An 18,002-nucleotide genomic window follows, 5' to 3' on the forward strand; every position below is an offset into this window, starting at 1 on the left:
GCGCGGAGCGGCGGCGCGCCGTTCCGCGCGCCGGATTCATTCCGGTCGCGGCGAAGTCGCGTCCACGTACACCCACGCGGCGACACCCGACTCGAGCACCACGCGATCGCGGCGATACGCGTCGACTTCGTAGTCGTCCGCGTGCTGCAGTTCTTCCTGCGTGATCGCAAACACGGTGCCCGTTACGCGATCGCCCGCCTGGCCGGTGTAGGCCACCACCGGATGATGCGTCTTCCCGCTCGTCGCGACCACTTCCGGATCGTCGATCTTCAGCATCGTCATCGCGTAACCGGGCATCGCATCCTCACGGCCGTCGAGCTTGCGGCCGAAGGTCGCGAGCTGCACCGGTTCGAGTTGCAGCGTGCCATAGGAAAAGAGGTGCTCGGAGAAAGTGGGCGTGGTGCTGGACATGATTGAACTCGATAAAAAGGTCAGGGCAAACGAAGCGTAACGCAGATCGCCGACAGGCTTACGCGGCACCCGCGATCGCACTGCCGAGCCCGGCAAGCGCAATCACGAGCAGCGCGCCCGCCGACGAGGCCGTGATCCAGCGCTGCTTGCGATGAATCAGCGGATGGTTGATCGCGGCCATGTAGCTGGTCAGGATCGTGAAATCGACCGCGATCCACAGCGCGGCCAGGATGGCCAGGCTCACGCGCGAATCCGGCGTGATGCCGACGAACTGCGGAAAGAAGGCGACGAAGAACAGCAGGTCCTTCGGATTCGCGATGCCGACGAGAAAGCCGCGCACGACGCCCGGCAAGCGCCGCGCCTGCGATGCCGGGTTGCCTTCCCGCGAGTCGTTGCCGTCGCGCATCCGGCTGGCGCGCCATTCGCCGAGCAGCGTCCGGATGGCCAGCACCGCGATGAAGATGCAACCGGCCACGTGCAGCCCCGTGAGCAGGCGATCGCTGACGAGCACGACGCCGAACACCATCAGCATCGCCCCCGCGATCATCACGAGGCTCGCGGCATTCGCGCCCACCGCGGTCAGCATGCCCTGGCGAAAGCCGCGCCGCGCGACGGTGCCGACCACGAGCATGACGACGGGGCCGGGTGTCGCGATGAGCAGCACGATCGCGGCGAGATAGGCGAACAGCAGCGGGTAATGGAGTGTCATGACAAAAAGTTGCTGGATGGATTGACGCGCGCGCCCGCCACGGTGGCATCATCGGGATTCAGCGCGGCGGATTGCACGGTTTTGTGAAGTATTGCGTGCCCGGCCGGCTGCTGAAAAACGGAAAATCCTGTCGGATGACATGAGTTTTATTCATATTCAAAACCCGTGAAGGCCAAACCGCTCCCCCCTGTCTACGCGTTGCGCGCGTTCGAATGCGCCGCGCGCACCGGCTCGTTTACGCTGGCCGCCGAGGAACTGAGCCTGACGCAAAGCGCAGTGAGCAAGCACGTCAGGACGCTCGAGGCCTACTTCGGCCGGAAGCTGTTCGTCCGGCGCGGCCCCAGGATGACCGTGACGGCGGAAGCGCACATCTTCGCGTCGGGCCTGCGGCGCGGCTTCAGGCAGATCGAGGAAGCCTGCGTGCTGTTCCAGTCGCAACGCGACGTGCTGCGCCTCAAGGCACCGTCCACCCTCACGATGCGCTGGCTGCTCGATGCACTGGCCGCGTTTCGCGACACGCGCCCCGCGTTCGAGGTGCAGATCGCGAGCGTGTGGATGGATGTCGATACCGTCGATTTTTTCAGCGAATCCTACGATTGCGCGATCCTGCTCGGCACCGGCAAGTTCGGCGAGGCCACGCAGTGCGTGAAGCTGTTCGACGAATGGCTGATTCCGGTGTGCTCGCGTGCGACCGCGACGGTCGCACGCACGAATCCGGCGGCGTGCGAGCTGATCCACCCGTCGCCCGACCGGCGCGACTGGCGCCGCTGGCTCAAGGGCAGCGGCCATGATCTCGAGGTGGACATCACGCGCGGGCAGGTGTTCGACATGCTCGAACAGGGGATCGCGGCGGCCATCGCCGGCCACGGCCTCTCGATTGGCGATCTCGCGCTGTGCGCGACGGCCATCGACGAGAAGCAGTTGGTGCTGCCGTTCAAGACGGCCGTCAATACCGGCGACGCGTACTACCTCGTGTGGCCGGAAGACTCCGCCAAGGCCGCGCAGGTGCGCGCCCTGCTCGCGTTCCTGGAAAGCCGGATGCCGCGTCTGACGTTTCCGGGCATCCGCTTCAACGGTCCGGGTTGAACCGCTGCGGCCGGTGATCCGGCCGCGTTACCGACGGCGCTACGGGCGCACCCTCGCGCCGCCGGCCCGCAATGACAACGCAGCCCGCCTAAGCGGGCCTGCGCCGACACCCGCCGACAGCATTACGCCTGCACGAAAGCCAGCAGGTCGGCGTTGAGCACGTCCGCGTTGACCGTCAGCATCCCGTGCGAGTAGCCCGGGTAGGTCTTCAGCGTGCCGTTCTTCAGCAGCTTGATCGACTTAAGCGCGGCATCCGCGATCGGCACGATCTGGTCGTCTTCGCCATGGAGCACGAGCGTCGGGACGGAGATCGACTTCAGGTCGTCGGTCTGGTCCGTTTCCGAAAACGCCTTGATGCCTTCGTAATGCGCCTTGGCGCTGCCTTCCATCCCCTGTCGCCACCAGTTGCGGATCACGCCCTGATGCACGGTTGCACCTTCGCGGTTGAACCCGTAGAACGGGCCGCTCGGCACATCGAGGAAGAATTGCGCGCGATTGTCGGCAAGCGCCTTCCGGAAGCCGTCGAACACCTCGATCGGCAGGCCTTCGGGGTTCGACTCGGTTTTCAGCATCAGCGGCGGCACCGCGCTGACCAGCACCGCCTTCGCGACGCGGCCAGCCGGCTCGCCATGCTTCGCGACGTAGCGGGCCACTTCGCCGCCACCGGTCGAGTGACCGATGTGCACCGCATTGCGCAGGTCGAGCGCTTCGACGACCGCGAACGCATCTGCCGCGTAATGATCCATGTCATGGCCGTCCGACACCTGCGCCGACCGGCCGTGGCCGCGCCGGTCGTGCGCCACCACGCGATAGCCCTTCTGGACGAAGAAGAGCATCTGCGCGTCCCAGTCGTCGCCGGACAACGGCCAGCCATGGTGGAACATGATGGGCTGTGCGTCCTTCGGGCCCCAGTCCTTGTAGAAAATCTCGACGTGATCCTTCGTTGTAACGGTTGGCATCGCGATGGACTCCTGTAAGGTGGATGAACTCGGCGCTCTGGCCGGAAGCCATTATCGGACAGTATTATTAAACGTCGATGCCGCAATGCGGGCGATCGTCGCCCGTCCGCTCAACCTGGACGAACCCTCGAAGGACCAACGATGGCGCTGCGCGCTGACCCGATTCACATCGAATCGGACCGACTGTCGATCAAGCCGTTTTCTGCCGGCGACGCCGATGCGACGTATCCATGCATCACGCCGACCCTGACGCGTTTCATGGCCTGGGAGCCGCCGCCCGACCGGGCCAGCTTCGAACGCATCTGGCGCGCGTGGCTGCCTTCGATCGCGGACGGCAGCGACTTCGTCTTCACCGTCCGCCAACGCGACGGCGGAACGTTCCTGGGGCTGGTCGGCCTTCATCACGTCACGAATGCCAGTGCGGAGCTCGGCGTCTGGATTCGCGAGGATCGCCATCGCGAAGGCACGGGCCGTGAAGCGGTCGGTCTCGTCGTCGAATGGGCATGCGCGACGCTCGGCATTCGACACTTTACCTATCCGGTTGCCGAAGCAAACGAACCCAGCCGCCGCATTGCGGAATCGCTGGGCGGCACGGTCGCGCAGCGTGGCGAAACGCCCAAGTACCGGTCGGTCACTTACGTGATATCGCGAGACGCGGGCTCTGCCAACCGCGACGACGCGGCGCGCGTCGGCAGTTGAAGATCCACGCGGGAGCGCCGTGGCGGCCCGACACGGCGCTCCCGCGCCAGTCGCGCCCGCGTCAACCGTCCGTCGACACCGTCACGGTCTCCCACGCCTGGATTTCCGCATCCAGCGCAGCCAGTTTTCCACGCACGAGCCGCAGCGCATCGCTGCCGAGCAGCAGATGCGCGGGCGGATGGTCCGACGCGATCGCCGCGAGCATCGCCCGTGCGGCCTTCGCGGGATCGCCCGGCTGCTTGCCGCTCTTCTCCTCGCGCGCCTGGCGGATCGGGTCGAAGATCGCGTCGTAATCCGCGATCGAGCGCGGCGTGCGCAACATCGAGCGGCCCGCCCAGTCGGTGCGGAACGACCCCGGCGCCACGGCCGTCACCGCGATGCCGAACGGCTCCAGCTCCTTGCCGACAGATTCGGAAATGCCTTCCAGCGCGAACTTGCTGCCGCAGTAGTAGGCGATTCCCGGCATCGTGATGTGGCCGCCCATCGACGTGATGTTCAGGATGTGGCCGCGCCGCCGTTCGCGCATGTAAGGCACGACCGCCTTCATCATCGCGACCGCGCCGAATACGTTCACGTCGAACTGCCGGCGCATTTCCGCGAGCGGCGCTTCTTCCATGATCCCCTCGTGCCCGTAGCCGGCGTTGTTCACCAGCACGTCGACGGGCCCGACGTTCGCCTCGATTTCAGCCACGACGCCGTCGATGCGATCGAAGTCGGTCACGTCGAGCACTCGCGCGAACGCCTGCGCGGACAGCGCTTCGAAATCCCGCGCCGCCTGCGCGCTTCTCACGGTGCCGACCACCGTGTGACCGGCCGTGAGCGCCTCCTGCGCGAGCGCGCGGCCGAAGCCGCTGCTGACGCCAGTAATGAGCATGAGCTTGCCGGATGCCATTTGCGCTTCTCCCGAATGTTGATTGAAGCATGCATACTAGTCTGACGAACTACGTAGAATAAGCCCGATTCCGCTAATTTTCTTGCACAAAACTATGAGCACCGAGCCCACCGCCCCCCGATCTCCGTCGCTGCCGCCGCGCGACCGGAAGCGCCTGGTGACACTGCTGCGCGCGCTGGCGCCCGACGAAGGCTACAACCTGACGGCCCTGCCGAGCGTGCGCATCCTGCGTTCGAACCGCGCGCTGTCGCGCACGCCGGTGCTGTACGACCCCGGCATCGTGATCGTGTGCCAGGGCTGCAAACGCGGCTACTTCGGCGGCGAGCGCTACGTGTACGACGAACACCACTACCTGGCGGTGTCCGTGCCCGTGCCGTTCAGCATGGAAACCGACGCCACGCCCGAGCGGCCGCTGCTCGCGCTGTACCTGCACCTCGATTTCACGATGGCCGCCGAACTCGCGGCACAGATCGACCGCGCGGGCCTCGCGGAGCCCGTGCAGGCGCCCCTGAGCATGATGTCGACGCCGATGGACGGCACGATGCACGCGTCGGTGCTGCGATTCGTCGAGGCGATGCACCGGCCGCTCGACGCCGCGGTGCTGGGCCCGGCGCTGCTGCGCGAGCTGTATTTCCGCGTGCTCACCGGCGCGCAGGGCAGCGCGATGCGCGGCGCGCTGGCGATGCGCGGACAGTTCGGCCGGATCGGCCGGTCACTGCGCGTGATCCACGCCGATTACGCGCAGCCGCTCGACGTGCCGCAACTGGCCGACGAAGCCGGCATGAGCGTGCCGAGCTTCCACAGCCACTTCAAGGCGATCACGCAGGTATCGCCGATGCAGTACCTGAAATCGACACGGCTGCATCAGGCCCGGTTGCTGATGGTGCGCGAGGACCTGACGGCGGAGGCGGCCGGCTACGCGGTCGGCTATGCGAGCCCGTCGCAGTTCAGCCGCGAATTCAAGCGCCTGTTCGGCCTGACGCCGGCGAAGGAAACGCAGCGGATGCGCGAAAGCTTCGCCATTCCGGCCGCGTTCGAGGATGCGGTGTTCGTGTCGTCGCATTGATGCGGACACCGCGACGGGCCCGTGTGTCGATTTCGGTCAACCGCACCTAGCCCCGCTGACGGTAGATGCGCGCGATGCTCGCGAAAAACGACAGCGCGGCGATCGCGCAGGCCAACGCGAACACATAGACCGGAAATTGCCGCTCGCCCCCTCCTCCGCCCGCGCCGCCGACGAGTGCAATCACCACGGCGACCAGTGCGGCGCCGATCGACTGGCCGGTCGTTCTCGCAGTCGACAGCACGCCGGACGCGGTGGCTGTCCGGTTCTTCGCCGCGTTCGCAAACATCTCCTTGTTGTTCGGCGGCAGGAAGAAGCCGTACCCCATGCCGCATAGCGCGACACGCCACAAGACATCCCCGACCGTTGGTTGCGCGGGCAACAGGGTCAGCGAACCGATCCCGAGACAGAACATCAGCACACCGACACTCGACAGCAGCGTCGCATTGACGCGATTCGCCAGTCGCCCGGCAAACGGCGCGCACAGCGCGACCGCAATCGGCCAGGGTGTAAAGACCAGCGCCGATTTCAACACGCTGTACGCATACGTATGCTGCAGCACGAACGGCAACGCCACCAATGCCATGCCCTGCGACACGAACATCGTCACCGACGTCAGCACTGCGAACGTGTACCGGCGCGACCTGAAAATATCCAGCGGCAACAGCGGATGCCGTGCCCGAGTCTGCCCGATGCAGAAGGCCAGCATCAACGCCACCGCCGCCGCGGCAAGCACCAGCACGGTTCGATTGCTCCACTGCCCGATCTGGTCGATGGCCAGCGCAAACAGGCCGAATGCCGCGGCGGAAGTCACCGCGCCCGGCACGTCGAAGCCGCGCTCCCGATACGCGTCTTTCCCCAGCGCGACGAACGAGAACGCGATGGCGGCGATCCCGAACGGCAGGTTGATGTAGAACAGCCAGGGCCACGATGCCCAGGAGACGATCAGGCCGCCCAATGCCGGGCCGACGGCCGTCCCGACCGCAAATACCAGCGCATTGATGCCGAAGATCGTCCCCAGCGAACCGGGCGGAAAGATCACCCGGTAGAGACCGTAGCCGACGCTGATCAGGATGGCGTAGCTGATGCCCTGCAGGATCCGCATCGCCACCAGCGCACCGAAGGTGGGCGCCAGCCCGCAGCCGAGGGACGAGAGCGTAAACAACACCAGCCCGATCGTGTAAAAGCGTCGCTCGCCGATTCTCGAGCCGAGCGACGCGCACGTCAGCATCGTCGCCGCGCTCGCCACCTGATACCCGTTCGCGACCCAGATGACCGCCGCCGCACTCACGTGCAGGTCGGTCGAGATCGTCGGCAGCGCGATATTGACGATCGCGCTGTCCAGCGCGGACATGAATACGCCGACCAGAATCGCGACCGCTGCAAAATAGCGGCGAGGGATGTCGAACCCTTCGTCGCCGAACGTTTCTGCCATCTCCATGCGTCACCCTTGCCGGACGGAGGCCCGATTCATGAACTAGTCGCGACGTGCCTGCTCGCCGCGTGCGGCATCGCGCACCAGGCCCACGAGCGACTTCAGGATGAGCGCAGTCACGCCCCAGATGTCCTGCGTCTGCTCCGCCCAGTACCATGCGCCCGCGCGTTCGCCGTCCGTGTATTGCCGTAGCAGATCCGAATTCAGCAGCACGGAGAACGGAAACTCGAAGATCTCCGCGACTTCCGCGGGCGCCGCCTCCCATTGCGCCGTTTCCAGCACGATGCCGATCACGGGAAAGATCGCATGATTGCGTTTTCTGGTTTTATGGATCGGCAAGCTGCCGACCACGCGAACCGCGCCCGGCGCCAGGCGGATCTCCTCGAACGCCTCGCGCAATGCGGTCGCACCGATATCGCGGTCGGATTCCGCCGGGCGTCCACCCGGAAAACTCACATGCGACGAGTATTCGCTGAGATCCGATGAGCGCTTGGTCAGCAGGATCGTCGGCTCGCGCCGCGCGACGATCGCGACCAGCACCGCCGAGAATTTCCACTGTCTGTCGTTGTCGGCGAGGGATTGCTTCGCGGTCGGCCAGTCCATGCCGGCAGAAATGCCGTAGCTTTCCACGCCACGAACGATCGCGTCCAGGGCGGCCTGCGGCGAGCCGGTTCCTGCATGCGCGCCGGCCAACCCGCCGCCGGTATTCACCACGCTTCTGTCTGGTTCCATGTCTTCCTCCTGCGTGCGGCAACCGGCACGCGTCAAGCGACACTGAACCCGACACGTGTTGCATGGGCACGGCGTCGTTGTGGTCAATCCGATGAGCCCGTGTTCGCATGCGATCGCAAATGCCACGCACGGAAGCGCGACTGTCTGCTTCAGCGTAAAAATATCCGCCAGCGTTGCGGATGGTTGAATGCCAAAGCCCGATCGCCGTCAATCGACGGAGCAACCCGATCATGCACGAAAAATGAAATTCGGATCGACCGCGCGCACGCACGTCGCGCCTGCGCTCAAGCGGCGGAGGTCGGCTCGCTCCGCGCATCGACGCTCGCCGATGCGGTACCGATCAACCCGGCTGCCGCGATTGCCGCAGCCGCCACGATCATCATCGCGCCCCACCCGACCCGCGCGTTGAGCAGCCCTGCCGCCACGGCACCGCCGGCACCGGCCGCGTAGTAGAGCGTCAGGTACGCGGCGCTCAATGCTCCGGCCTGGGCCGGCTGAATCGCGACGACCCGCGTCTGGTTCGCGACCTGTGCGGCAAAGCAACCGGCATCGAACATGGCCAGCCCGACGCCCAGCCATCCGGGACGCCCGAGCGCAACGGCAAGCAGCAGGGTCGACACGGCCGCCACGCAGAGCCCTCCCCGGATGACCGCGCGATCGCCGAATCGATCGGCAAGTTTTCCGGCCACGCGCGTCACGCCAAGCCCCAGCACGCCCGCGAGACTGTACGCACCGATCGCCGCGGCACCCAGGCTATACGGTGGCTCGGCCAGGCGAAGCGCGAGCCCCACCCAGACCAGGTTGAACGCGAAGAACCAGAGCATGCCGGCGCAGGTGCGGCGTCTCAACTGAGCGCTGTCGCGCAGCAACCGCGCAATGGCACCGATCGCGTTCGCACGGCCGGGCAGCCCTTCCGGCCGGCCGCCGGGCAACAGCATGGCACCGCCGATGGCGGCCAGCGCAACGCATCCGGCCAGCGCGAGCAATGCGCCGCGCCATCCGAACCATTGCGACAGCACGCCGCCCACGAAACGGCTCAGCAGGATCCCGGCGGAAATGCCCGCCGACACGGCCCCGATCGCCACGCCGCGCCGTTGCGGATCCGCATGTTTTCCGGAAACTGCACTGCACTGCGCCGCTACCGTAGTTGCCGCGCCCACCAGAAAGAAGCCGGCGTCGAGCGCGAACGGCCCGGGCGACCACGACGCGCACACCAGCAACAACGCGAGCGCGCCCATCTGCGCCGAGATGAGGGCGCGCGGGCTGAACCGGTCAACCAGCGGCACCAGCAATACAAGGCCGACCAGATAGCCGAGCATCGTCACGGACGCGAGGGCCGCCATGCGCGACGCGGCCACGCCGAACTCGCTCGCGATCGCCGACAGCGACGGCTGCAACGCGTAGCCGTTGGCAATCGCCACGCCGGCCGCCAGTGCAAGCACCACCGTCGCGGTGCGGGACAGCGGCACGCGGTTGCCGGCGACGGTCATGCCGCGGTCCTGACCGCGATCGCCTCGACTTCGACCAGGATCTCCGGGTCGACGAACGGCAGCGCATGCACCAGCGAAAACGCCGGCCGGATATCGCCGTAGATCTCCCCATGCGCGCGCGCCGCGGCTTCCCAGTTGTCGAAGTCCGCCACCACCAGGCGGCTCTGGACAACGTCCGACAACGAGAACCCGGCGTCCGCCAGCACACGGTCGATCGTCGCCAGCGCATCGCGTGTCTGCGCGTACACGTCCACGCCTTTGCCGGCCGTCCCCGAAATGTAGATGGTGTTGTCGACGACCACCGCGCGCGAGTAGCCGACCTTGGGCTCCCACGGGGAGCCGGTGCTGATCCGTTTACGCATCTTGAAGATCCCTCCAGTCAGGTTTGGATGCATCACCTACTACTTGGGTAGTAAGTTCGAGCGATTGTATACTACTCCGGTAGTTAATCAAGAAGCCCCACGCAGGTCGTCGTGGGAGCAGGAGCCGATACGCATGAGCGAGAACACGGAGCTGATCACGTCGTTGATCCGGCTTGGATTCACCCAGTACGAGGCGCAGGCCTATGCTGCCCTCGTCGGTCAGGCCGCGCTGACGGGTGCGGAAGTCGGCCGGCGCGCCGGCATGCCGCCATCGAAAATCTACGAAACCCTCGGCCGCCTGGAAACGCGCGGTGCGGTGCTCGTCAACCGGTCGGAACCCGTACGCTATGCGGCCGTGCCCCACCGGTCGTTGCTCGAGGACTTGCGCACACGCTTCAATGCGGATCTCGAACTGGCCGCGGGCGCGCTCGACCGGCTGCCGGTTCAACAGGAGCCGGGGCTCGTCTGGTCGTTGAGCGGTCGGGAAGCAATCGCCAGCGCATTCGCGCGCGTCATCGTCAATGCGAAAACGCAGATCTTCGCGGGCGTCTGGGACGAAGAGATCGACGATCTCGGGCCGCTGCTCGAGGCTGCCGCGGCACGGGGCGTCGACACGCACGTGGCGATTTACGGCAATCGCACGCTCAACGGGCCGCGCCACTACGACATGGCCAAATGCGGCGCCAGCGCAAGGCTCAGGCTGTCCGGTCGCCGGCTCGCCGTCGCCGTGGCGGACAACACCGAGGCAGTCGTGGCGGAATTCGGCGATCATTCACCCGATCACGCCACCTTGACCACCAATCCGGTCATTGCGCTGCTCGCGGTCGAGTACATCAAGGCGGACGTGAGCGGGCGCGTGTTGATCGACGCAATGAGTCCGGCGGAGTACAGGAAAATCCTGAAGCATCCCGACATGCAGGCGATGCTTGCGCCGCTCGACAAGCCGAGCTGACCCATGCGACTCCGCGCGGCTGCCAGCGCATCGAGCAGCGTGCCCCCACAACCCAGGTACGGTAATCAACCCACTCACACGAGCGTCAAATGCCTTCCTACGCCTTCCGCCTGCTGAATGTATTCGCCGAATCGACGTTCGGCGGCAACCCGCTTTGCGTATTCGAGGATGCGCGCGGCATGGACGATGCGACCATGCGGGCACTCGCCGTGCAGTTCAACCTGTCCGAAACGACCTTCGTGCTGCCGTCGGAACGCGCGCATGCGCGGGTACGCATCTTCACGCCGGGCTACGAGATGGCCTTTGCGGGCCATCCGACGCTCGGCACCGCGCACGTCGTGCGCGACCTGCTGGGCGCGGGCAACGATCTCGCGCTCGAATTCAAGGCCGGCGTGGTCGACGTCAACGCGCACGACGACGTGTGGACGTTTACCGCGCCGCATTCCGGCATGCCGAAGACAGCAGCATGCGAGTTGCCCGACGCCCGGATCGCGGCTTTGCTGGGGCTCACGGAAGCCGATCTGCTCACACCGCCGATCTGGGTCGACACCGGTGCCGACCAGTTGCTGGTCGCACTCAAGGACCCCGCCGCCGTGCGCCGCGCGCAACCCGACAGCGCGTGCCTCGACATCTGGCCGACCAGCAGCCTCGGCCGCAAGACCGCGTATGTGTTCGCGTTCGATCCCGAGCGTCCGGGGACGGTGGTGTCGCGCTACTTCTTCGTGAAGCAAGGCAGCGTGTCGGAAGATCCGGGCACCGGGTCGGCCTGCGCGAATCTGGGCGGGTGGCTGCTTGCGATGAACCGCGACCTGCCTGCCGCGTATCAGGTCGAGCAGGGCGAAGCCGTCGGCCGGCCATGCCTGCTGCGGTTGTCGGTCAGTGCGAGCGGAGAAATCGGTGTCGGTGGGCGCGTGATCGAACTGGGACGCGGCGTCGTCAGCCTATAGACGCGCCCGACGGACAGGTCGTTGCCGTCTGCGGTATCGGGCGGTTCGCGGCCCACGCTGCGACGGCAGGTTCGTCAGCAATCTTCCGGGGACAGGGTTCGCGTCCGGGCGATGGCATACATGGCCGTCACTAGTGCGCGATCCGCCACCGGCCACGAAGCGGAATGACAGCGGTGACGCCGAGCGAGTTTCGCTTTGCAGTTGGCGTCCGAGGTCAAAAGCTGCTGCGCTGCAGCGTGCGCGTCGGCGAATCCATTCAGATCGACGGCAGCGATCATCGGTGGTTAGAGGAACGGGTGCTGGCTGCATGCTGCTGGTGGAGGTGAACGCCCCGACGCGCCGGCTGAGGACGCCGCATTTCACGCAAACCGAATCGATCTTCCTCTACGTCGAGCGCCGGGACTGTGCGGTCGCCAGTGCGTTTCCGAATTGTTCGACAGCTCCGTCAAAGCGGGACGCGCCGACATCGAAGACCCAATGGCGCAGTGACGGTAGCGCAGCGAGCCCCAGTTCCGCGATCCGGTATTGCGTGTCTATCGTGGCCAGCACGGCCGTCACCATCGCGTGCGGCATCCCGTCGGTAGCCGCGCTCGTCAACCCGCCGTCGAGTATGCTCGGTGCGAAGGCCACACTTTGCAAACCCTGCTGCATCGCCGTTCGGGCAGCCGTGGCGGCGGCATCCGCGGTGACATCAATGGTCCAGCTTGCGGGATCACCGAGCCCGATCAACAGCACGCGGCCCGCTTCGATGCCCGCGGGCGGGCGGCTGATCAACAGTGTTTCCATCGGCGCTGCCAGAAAGTGACCTTCGCGCCGCAACCCGGTGAGCGCCCCCGACAGCACGAGGTCGAGGTGGCGTAGTCCGCCCGCCGGCCCCCCACCTGCCGCCTCGCGGGCGAACATGCAACCACAGGAAAGATCAACCTGCGCACCGACGCCATCCCATGCGGCAACCTCGAAGGACACATCACGCCAACTGCCGATGATCTGCCGTAGAACCATATCGTCTCTCCCGTGAGGTCAGGACGCGGCGGGCCCGTCTTCGATCCTGACGATCAATGCAAAAGCCACCCGCGTGCAACGGACCAGTCATGCGTGTGCAATCCGGATCAACGGCTTTTGCCGATCGGGATTGCCCTCGATGGCTTCCTGTTCATGCGAAATCGCAGCGGCTACACGTCCTGTCAGCGTGACGCGTAGAGGCCGCTCGAGGCACGTCGACCACGCGTTTCGCGCGTGGCCTACACAACGTTGCCGATGAGCTTCAACAACGCGGTGTGGTCGACCGCGAGATCGGCCGAGTTGTCGAAGTGATACAGATAACGCGTCGCAAATGCGTCCGTGGACGCACGGTCCAGCTTGAGCAATTCCCGTGCTCTTGCCACGACTACCGTCGGCGTCAGCTCCAGTTCACCCTCTTGATCCAGCGCTTCGTCCAGCATGACGATCAGTCGGCTGAGCGGCTCCAGCCACTTCATCGAATCGTCGAAGGCCATCACCTGCAGAAAATCGCCGGCCGATTGGTGCCCATGGGTCTTCTCATACTCGCGACGCTCAAGTTCGACCAGTGTCCGGTGCAAATTGAGAAGCGCGGTCCGGATGCGGGTGCAATGTTCTGCTCCGTGGGAATGTGTTCCAGTATTCATATCGGTTCACCTGTTCAGCCGTGTTCCATTCGGTGGCGGCCCGTGCACCGTGTTTCGCAGGCCGCCAGTCACATTGCGACACGTCATCATAGAAGATTGTCTCGACAGATGGCATCGGTTGCCTGTCGGCTATTGAGATCACACGCCGCTCGCGTCCCGGGTACGGAACGGAACGCGCAGATGACGGTATCACTCCGACTATCGCCTTTCACGGCCCAAGGCGTCGTGCAGTTCATGACGTTGCGCCTACGACTTCGAAGTGTCAATCGCCGGCGCGAGACGCGGGGCATCGCCGCCGACTTCAGGCGCCGCGCCCCTGGCCCCGCCCGCGTTCACGACGCCACATGACATGTCGCGTCGGGCGCTCGCACTGCCCGACGCTCCGTGTCTCGAGGCGACGGACAAGGACTCATGTCTTGCCGCAGCGCTGATCAGCGCGCCGCATGCGAGGTCTTGATGCGATCGGCCACGATCTCGGCGACCGCCAGTACTGTCGGATTGGTCGCGACCGAAGGCACGCGCGGCATGATGGAAGCATCCCCGACATACAGGCCGCTGACACCCTTGACCCGACCACTGTCGTCGACCACTGCCCGAGGATCGTCCGCACCCCCCATCGGAGCCGATGACGTCATGTGTAAGTACGTCTGCACGTGTTCGCGGAGAAATGCCCTGATGTCGTCACGGGTTTTCACGTTGGGCCCCGGAGAAATCTCGGCATCCAGGTACTGCGAGAAGGGCTCCGTCGACGCGATGCGTCGTGCCGTTTCCACCGCATCCGCGAGTTTTTCGAGGTCCTTGCTGTTCCCCAGAATACCTGTCTCGATCCGGGGAGGCGTCCTGGGGTCACGCGAGACCAGTGTGAGCCGCCCGCGGGAATCGTCCTCGGGCGTCGCGACCGCGAGGCTCATGGAGAAAACCATGCCGCCGTCGTCCGACGACATCGCCTCCAGCATCGTGATGTGACTCGGGATGATGTGCAGGTCGGGAGCGCCTTCGGTTCGCGCCCCGCTTCGGGCGAACAGGAGCGCGGAGATCGGCGGCACGGTAGCGCCCATTTTCTTTGCCGTCGTGGCGAAAACCACACCACTGGCCGGCTGTTGCATGTAGTTTTTCCCGACCGGCAAATCGGCGACCGTGTCGATGCCAAGCGCGCCCAGCTCGTCAATCGGGCCGATTCCCGAACGCAACAGCACGGCGGCCGACCCGATCGTCCCGGCCGTCAGGACAACGTTCCTGGCTGCTATCTCTTCCCCGTCGGCAAGCCTTACCCCCGTTGCAACTTGCCCCGAGAACGTAACGACGTCGATCAGGACACCGCCACGAACGGTGAGATTCGGACGCTTCCACACCGCGTCGGTCAGATACGCGAGTGCCGCGCCGAACCGGATCCCCTCCCCGGTAATGTTCATCGGATAGCGGCCGACACCGAAGTGCGCTTTACCGTTGAAGTCGTCCACTTCCGGAAAGCCCTGGGTCTTCGCGGCTTCGATGAATGCCGCATGCGACGGGCTCAGTTCCTTCGCATCCCACCGTCGTACCGGAACCGGGCCATCGCGTCCATGGAGCGACGCGTCGCCCTGGTCGTCGGATTCGATCTTCCTGAAATAAGGCAGGACGTCGTCATAGGACCAGTTCTCGAGACCTCGGTCGACCCAGTGCTGGAAATCCGTGGGCAGGGCACGCACGAAGACGCCGGCGTTGATCGACGACCCGCCGCCGAGGACACGCGCGCGAATCTCGACCGGTTGCCCCTCGACATGCGATGCGCTGTCGTCCCGAAGGATCTCCGCGGTCCCGCCGACCGTGAACGCCTGGCTGACAGCGGCAGGCGCTTCCTTCGGGTGAAAAACGGCGCCGGCTTCGAGAAGCAGCACCGATATCGACGGATCTTCACTGAGCCGTGCGGCCATGACGCAGCCCGCGGCCCCACCGCCGGCAACGATAAAGTCGAATTGTTTTTCGTCACGCATCCATAACACTCCTGACTAATACCACGTGTGGTTCAACGCCCGTCGACGGAGTACCTTCCCGCACCCGTCACGCACAGCAGCATCAGCCCGCCAATGATGCTGATGTTCTTGTAGAAATGGATCATGTTGTCGTACTGCATGGCGCCGGTCATGTTCCAGTAGTGATGACCGACAATCGCCGTCCCGAATGTGTAGAGCGCGAGCAACAAGGCCAGCAGGCGCGTATGGAACCCAACCACCAGCGCGATGCCGACAACGAGCTCCATTACCACGGCGATGATCGTCGACAACTCGGGGGCAGGCACGCCACTCGATGCCATGAATGCAACGGTTCCGGAAAAGCCGGTCAGCTTCGACCAGCCGAACAGCACGAAGAGCACCATCAACAGAATGCGAGCGACGAGAATCAACTCGTCCTTGCGGTTTTCAAACAGTGTGTCACGCACGATTTTTCTCGATGAATTAAGTGTCGCCGCACATGGCGCCAGACGCGCACTTGGAAGTGCCTGTCAAGACCACAACACCGGCGTTTCAATGCCGCGCAAATCGAACACCAGCACTTCCGCACCGCGACCTCGCGTAAAGCTCAGTGTCCGTTCACCACGGACCCGTGCGCCGTCACCTTCGCCAAGTTCGACGCCGTTCACGGCAATCGCACCGCGCGCCACGTGCACATACGCGTAACGGTTGCCGGCAAGTTCGAGCTCGGCGCTTTCGTCGCCGTCGAACAGTCCGGCATAAACGCGAGCGTCCTGTTGCAGCGTCAGCGATTCGTTCGCGCCGTCGGGTGACAACACCAGTCGCAACACGCCACGCTTCTGCTCCTCGCCGAAGTGACGTTGCTGATAGCGTGGCGGCGTGCCGTTCGCGGCCGTTGCGATCCACACCTGCAGGAGGTGCACGGGCTCACGCTTCGAAGGGTTGTATTCGCTATGGGCGACGCCGGTGCCGGCGCTCATCACCTGAATGTCACCGGGTACGATCACCGACCCGGTGCCCATCGTGTCCTTGTGTTCCAGCGAGCCCTCCAGCACGTACGTGAATATCTCCATGTCGCGGTGCGGGTGCTTGCCGAATCCTTGCGCCGGCATGATCCGGTCGTCGTTGATCACCAGCAGATCTGAAAAGCCGCTTTGCTTCGGATCGTAATAGCTCGCGAATGAAAACGTGTGACGCGAGCTGAGCCAGCCGTGCTCTGCTCGTCCGCGCTGATCTGCATGTCTAACCTCGAGCATCGTGTTCCTCCTTGCGTGGACGGGATGGCTCGATCACTATGCCGGTTCGGCTCATGCGGCGGAAGCAACAAATCTGAAAACCGGCCTCTCAAATTCAAGAAGCAGGCAGGGATCTGGATTCGGGATTCGCTCGAGAAGCCATCGACCGAGCGCAGGAAGAGTGAACCCGCGTGCCCGATGTCTTGCGCCGGGTCGCGATATGCACCCGAGCATTCATTTGATGTAACACCCTGCGCGGTCACGGCAACGGAAACAGAAGAACTGGAATCGATCCTATTCCGCATTGCGCATCCCGTTCGGGATCAACGCCACGGTCCGTCGCGTCGTACCGAATCGCGATCAGATCGCCACGAAGCAAGCAGCGGGACGGGGCCGGGGCGATGCCCGGGATCACCGGATCAAGCGTGCGAATCCGGAGGCGTTGCCCCGCTCACGACATCACTCAACTTCGCGTCCCAGTACGCCTGGCAAAAGTCGAGATACGCCCTGACGATCGATGACGGATGTCGGTGTGACGGAAACAGCAGGTTCAGCTCGACGGCAGGAAACGGATAGTCGTCCAGAATCGAGACCAGCCGGCCTTTACGCAACTCGTCCGTGACAAGAAACGGCGGGAGTTCGGTCACGACATCTCCGACGAGCGCGCGGTTGCGCAGATGCGAGTAATCGTTCGTCGACAGCACCGGGCGCGGATGGAATTTCGTGTCGCCGAGATGCCAGACAGGCGGCGCGTACGCCCCGCGCCCCCAGGTTGCACACGGCAAACGATGCAGATCGTCCGGCGTCTCCGGTCGGCCGTAACGCTCGAGCAGCGCGGGGCTCGCGACGAGCCGATGCCGATAGATTGCGATCTTGCGCGCCACCATCGACTCCTGCTCGATCGCCCCGACCCGCAACGCCACATCGATGCCGTCGAGAATCAGGTCGACACGGCGCTCAGTGGTATGCACGAACAGGCGAATACCCGGATAACGCGCCTGAAACTCGCCGAGCAGATCCCACCACACTTCGAACGTCGGCGGCAACGACAAACGCAGGAATCCTTTCAGTTCATGCTGCGCGCCCACCACCGACTCCCGCGCCTCGGCCAGCGCTTCGATGCCGCGACTGGCGTGTTCGTAGAGCCGCACGCCGGCATCCGTCAAGCGCGTGCCACGCACTGAACGCTCGAGCAATTGCACGGCCAGTTCGCTTTCGAGGGCGCGGATCCGGCGACTCAGTGTCGGCAGCGGGATACCCGTGCGTACGGCCGCCGCCGACAGGCTGCCCGCCTGCACGACGATCACGAACATCTCGACAGCATTCAGATCCATATCAGCCTTTCGAATTTGAGAGGGAGGTTATCAGATTTGTCGATTCCACATCGCGATTCGAACAGGCACAGTGACCAGCCAAAACCGGCCGACATTCA

At 64.8% G+C, this 18,002-nt stretch carries 19 protein-coding genes; 5 read left to right on the forward strand and 14 right to left on the reverse strand.

Annotated elements, in window-relative coordinates; genetic code table 11:
- Positions 1-36 precede the first annotated feature (36 nt).
- The gene (locus JYJ84_RS02655) at positions 37-411 is read right to left on the reverse strand and encodes a gamma-glutamylcyclotransferase family protein (RefSeq protein WP_122950493.1); all 375 of its coding nucleotides are present in this window, start codon (positions 409-411) and stop codon (positions 37-39) included.
- A gap of 58 nt (positions 412-469) precedes the next feature.
- Complete coding sequence (locus JYJ84_RS02660; RefSeq protein ID WP_122950492.1) at positions 470-1,120, reverse strand: LysE family translocator; 651 nt, start codon at positions 1,118-1,120, stop codon at positions 470-472.
- A gap of 165 nt (positions 1,121-1,285) precedes the next feature.
- On the opposite strand from JYJ84_RS02660, the gene JYJ84_RS02665 reads away from it, so the two are divergent.
- Complete coding sequence (locus tag JYJ84_RS02665) at positions 1,286-2,206, forward strand: LysR substrate-binding domain-containing protein (RefSeq protein WP_175220699.1); 921 nt, start codon at positions 1,286-1,288, stop codon at positions 2,204-2,206.
- A gap of 122 nt (positions 2,207-2,328) precedes the next feature.
- Here the strand turns inward: JYJ84_RS02665 and JYJ84_RS02670 are convergent, their stop codons facing one another.
- Positions 2,329-3,165, reverse strand: a complete 837-nt coding sequence (locus JYJ84_RS02670) for an alpha/beta fold hydrolase (protein WP_122950490.1) — start codon at positions 3,163-3,165, stop codon at positions 2,329-2,331.
- 141 nt (positions 3,166-3,306) lie between these two features.
- Here JYJ84_RS02670 and JYJ84_RS02675 point away from each other — a divergent pair, with 141 nt between their 5' ends.
- Complete coding sequence (locus JYJ84_RS02675; protein WP_175220700.1) at positions 3,307-3,864, forward strand: GNAT family N-acetyltransferase; 558 nt, start codon at positions 3,307-3,309, stop codon at positions 3,862-3,864.
- A 61-nt stretch (positions 3,865-3,925) separates the two neighbouring features.
- Here JYJ84_RS02675 and JYJ84_RS02680 read toward each other — a convergent pair whose 3' ends face one another.
- Positions 3,926-4,756, reverse strand: coding sequence for an oxidoreductase (locus tag JYJ84_RS02680; protein WP_175220702.1), 831 nt, complete (start codon positions 4,754-4,756; stop codon positions 3,926-3,928).
- A 94-nt stretch (positions 4,757-4,850) separates the two neighbouring features.
- On the opposite strand from JYJ84_RS02680, the gene JYJ84_RS02685 reads away from it, so the two are divergent.
- On the forward strand, positions 4,851-5,822 hold the full coding sequence (locus JYJ84_RS02685; RefSeq protein ID WP_175220703.1) for an AraC family transcriptional regulator: 972 nt from the start codon (positions 4,851-4,853) through the stop codon (positions 5,820-5,822).
- A 46-nt stretch (positions 5,823-5,868) separates the two neighbouring features.
- Here JYJ84_RS02685 and JYJ84_RS02690 read toward each other — a convergent pair whose 3' ends face one another.
- From JYJ84_RS02690 to JYJ84_RS02705, 4 genes are all read right to left on the reverse strand, one after another.
- Positions 5,869-7,260 (reverse strand): MFS transporter, encoded by a 1,392-nt coding sequence (locus JYJ84_RS02690; RefSeq protein ID WP_175220705.1) that lies wholly within the window; start codon positions 7,258-7,260, stop codon positions 5,869-5,871.
- Positions 7,261-7,296: 36 nt separating this feature from the next.
- Positions 7,297-7,986, reverse strand: a complete 690-nt coding sequence (locus JYJ84_RS02695; protein ID WP_175220789.1) for a CoA pyrophosphatase — start codon at positions 7,984-7,986, stop codon at positions 7,297-7,299.
- Between the two features lie 284 nt (positions 7,987-8,270).
- Complete coding sequence (locus tag JYJ84_RS02700; protein ID WP_175220707.1) at positions 8,271-9,476, reverse strand: MFS transporter; 1,206 nt, start codon at positions 9,474-9,476, stop codon at positions 8,271-8,273.
- Complete coding sequence (locus JYJ84_RS02705) at positions 9,473-9,838, reverse strand: RidA family protein (protein WP_122950484.1); 366 nt, start codon at positions 9,836-9,838, stop codon at positions 9,473-9,475. The genes JYJ84_RS02700 and JYJ84_RS02705 overlap by 4 nt, the downstream gene beginning before the upstream one ends.
- A 133-nt stretch (positions 9,839-9,971) precedes the next feature.
- Between JYJ84_RS02705 and JYJ84_RS02710 the strand changes: the two genes are divergently transcribed.
- Positions 9,972-10,790, forward strand: a complete 819-nt coding sequence (locus JYJ84_RS02710; protein ID WP_174957458.1) for a TrmB family transcriptional regulator — start codon at positions 9,972-9,974, stop codon at positions 10,788-10,790.
- Between the two features lie 89 nt (positions 10,791-10,879).
- Entirely contained in the window at positions 10,880-11,737 is an 858-nt protein-coding gene (locus JYJ84_RS02715; protein ID WP_175220709.1) for a PhzF family phenazine biosynthesis protein, read from the forward strand.
- Between the two features lie 384 nt (positions 11,738-12,121).
- On the opposite strand, the gene JYJ84_RS02720 is transcribed toward JYJ84_RS02715, so the two are convergent.
- The 6 genes from JYJ84_RS02720 to JYJ84_RS02745 form a co-directional block, all read right to left on the reverse strand.
- Positions 12,122-12,739, reverse strand: a complete 618-nt coding sequence (locus JYJ84_RS02720) for a M17 family peptidase N-terminal domain-containing protein (RefSeq protein WP_175220711.1) — start codon at positions 12,737-12,739, stop codon at positions 12,122-12,124.
- Positions 12,740-12,978: 239 nt separating this feature from the next.
- Positions 12,979-13,383: a hypothetical protein gene (locus JYJ84_RS02725; RefSeq protein ID WP_226219789.1), complete on the reverse strand. Its 405-nt coding sequence runs from the start codon at positions 13,381-13,383 to the stop codon at positions 12,979-12,981.
- A 431-nt stretch (positions 13,384-13,814) separates the two neighbouring features.
- A complete protein-coding gene (locus JYJ84_RS02730) occupies positions 13,815-15,356 on the reverse strand; it encodes a GMC family oxidoreductase (protein WP_175220713.1) in 1,542 nt (513 codons plus the stop codon).
- Positions 15,357-15,388: 32 nt separating this feature from the next.
- Positions 15,389-15,802: a DoxX family protein gene (locus tag JYJ84_RS02735; RefSeq protein WP_175220715.1), complete on the reverse strand. Its 414-nt coding sequence runs from the start codon at positions 15,800-15,802 to the stop codon at positions 15,389-15,391.
- 63 nt (positions 15,803-15,865) lie between these two features.
- Positions 15,866-16,591 carry a pirin family protein gene (locus JYJ84_RS02740; RefSeq protein ID WP_175220718.1) on the reverse strand — a complete coding sequence of 242 codons (726 nt, stop codon included), beginning with the start codon at positions 16,589-16,591 and terminating at the stop codon, positions 15,866-15,868.
- Between the two features lie 398 nt (positions 16,592-16,989).
- The gene (locus tag JYJ84_RS02745) at positions 16,990-17,904 is read right to left on the reverse strand and encodes a LysR family transcriptional regulator (protein ID WP_175220719.1); all 915 of its coding nucleotides are present in this window, start codon (positions 17,902-17,904) and stop codon (positions 16,990-16,992) included.
- Positions 17,905-18,002: the final 98 nt, after the last annotated feature.

The organism is Burkholderia sp. LMG 13014 (assembly GCF_905232215.1).
Classification (GTDB): Bacteria; Pseudomonadota; Gammaproteobacteria; order Burkholderiales; family Burkholderiaceae; genus Burkholderia.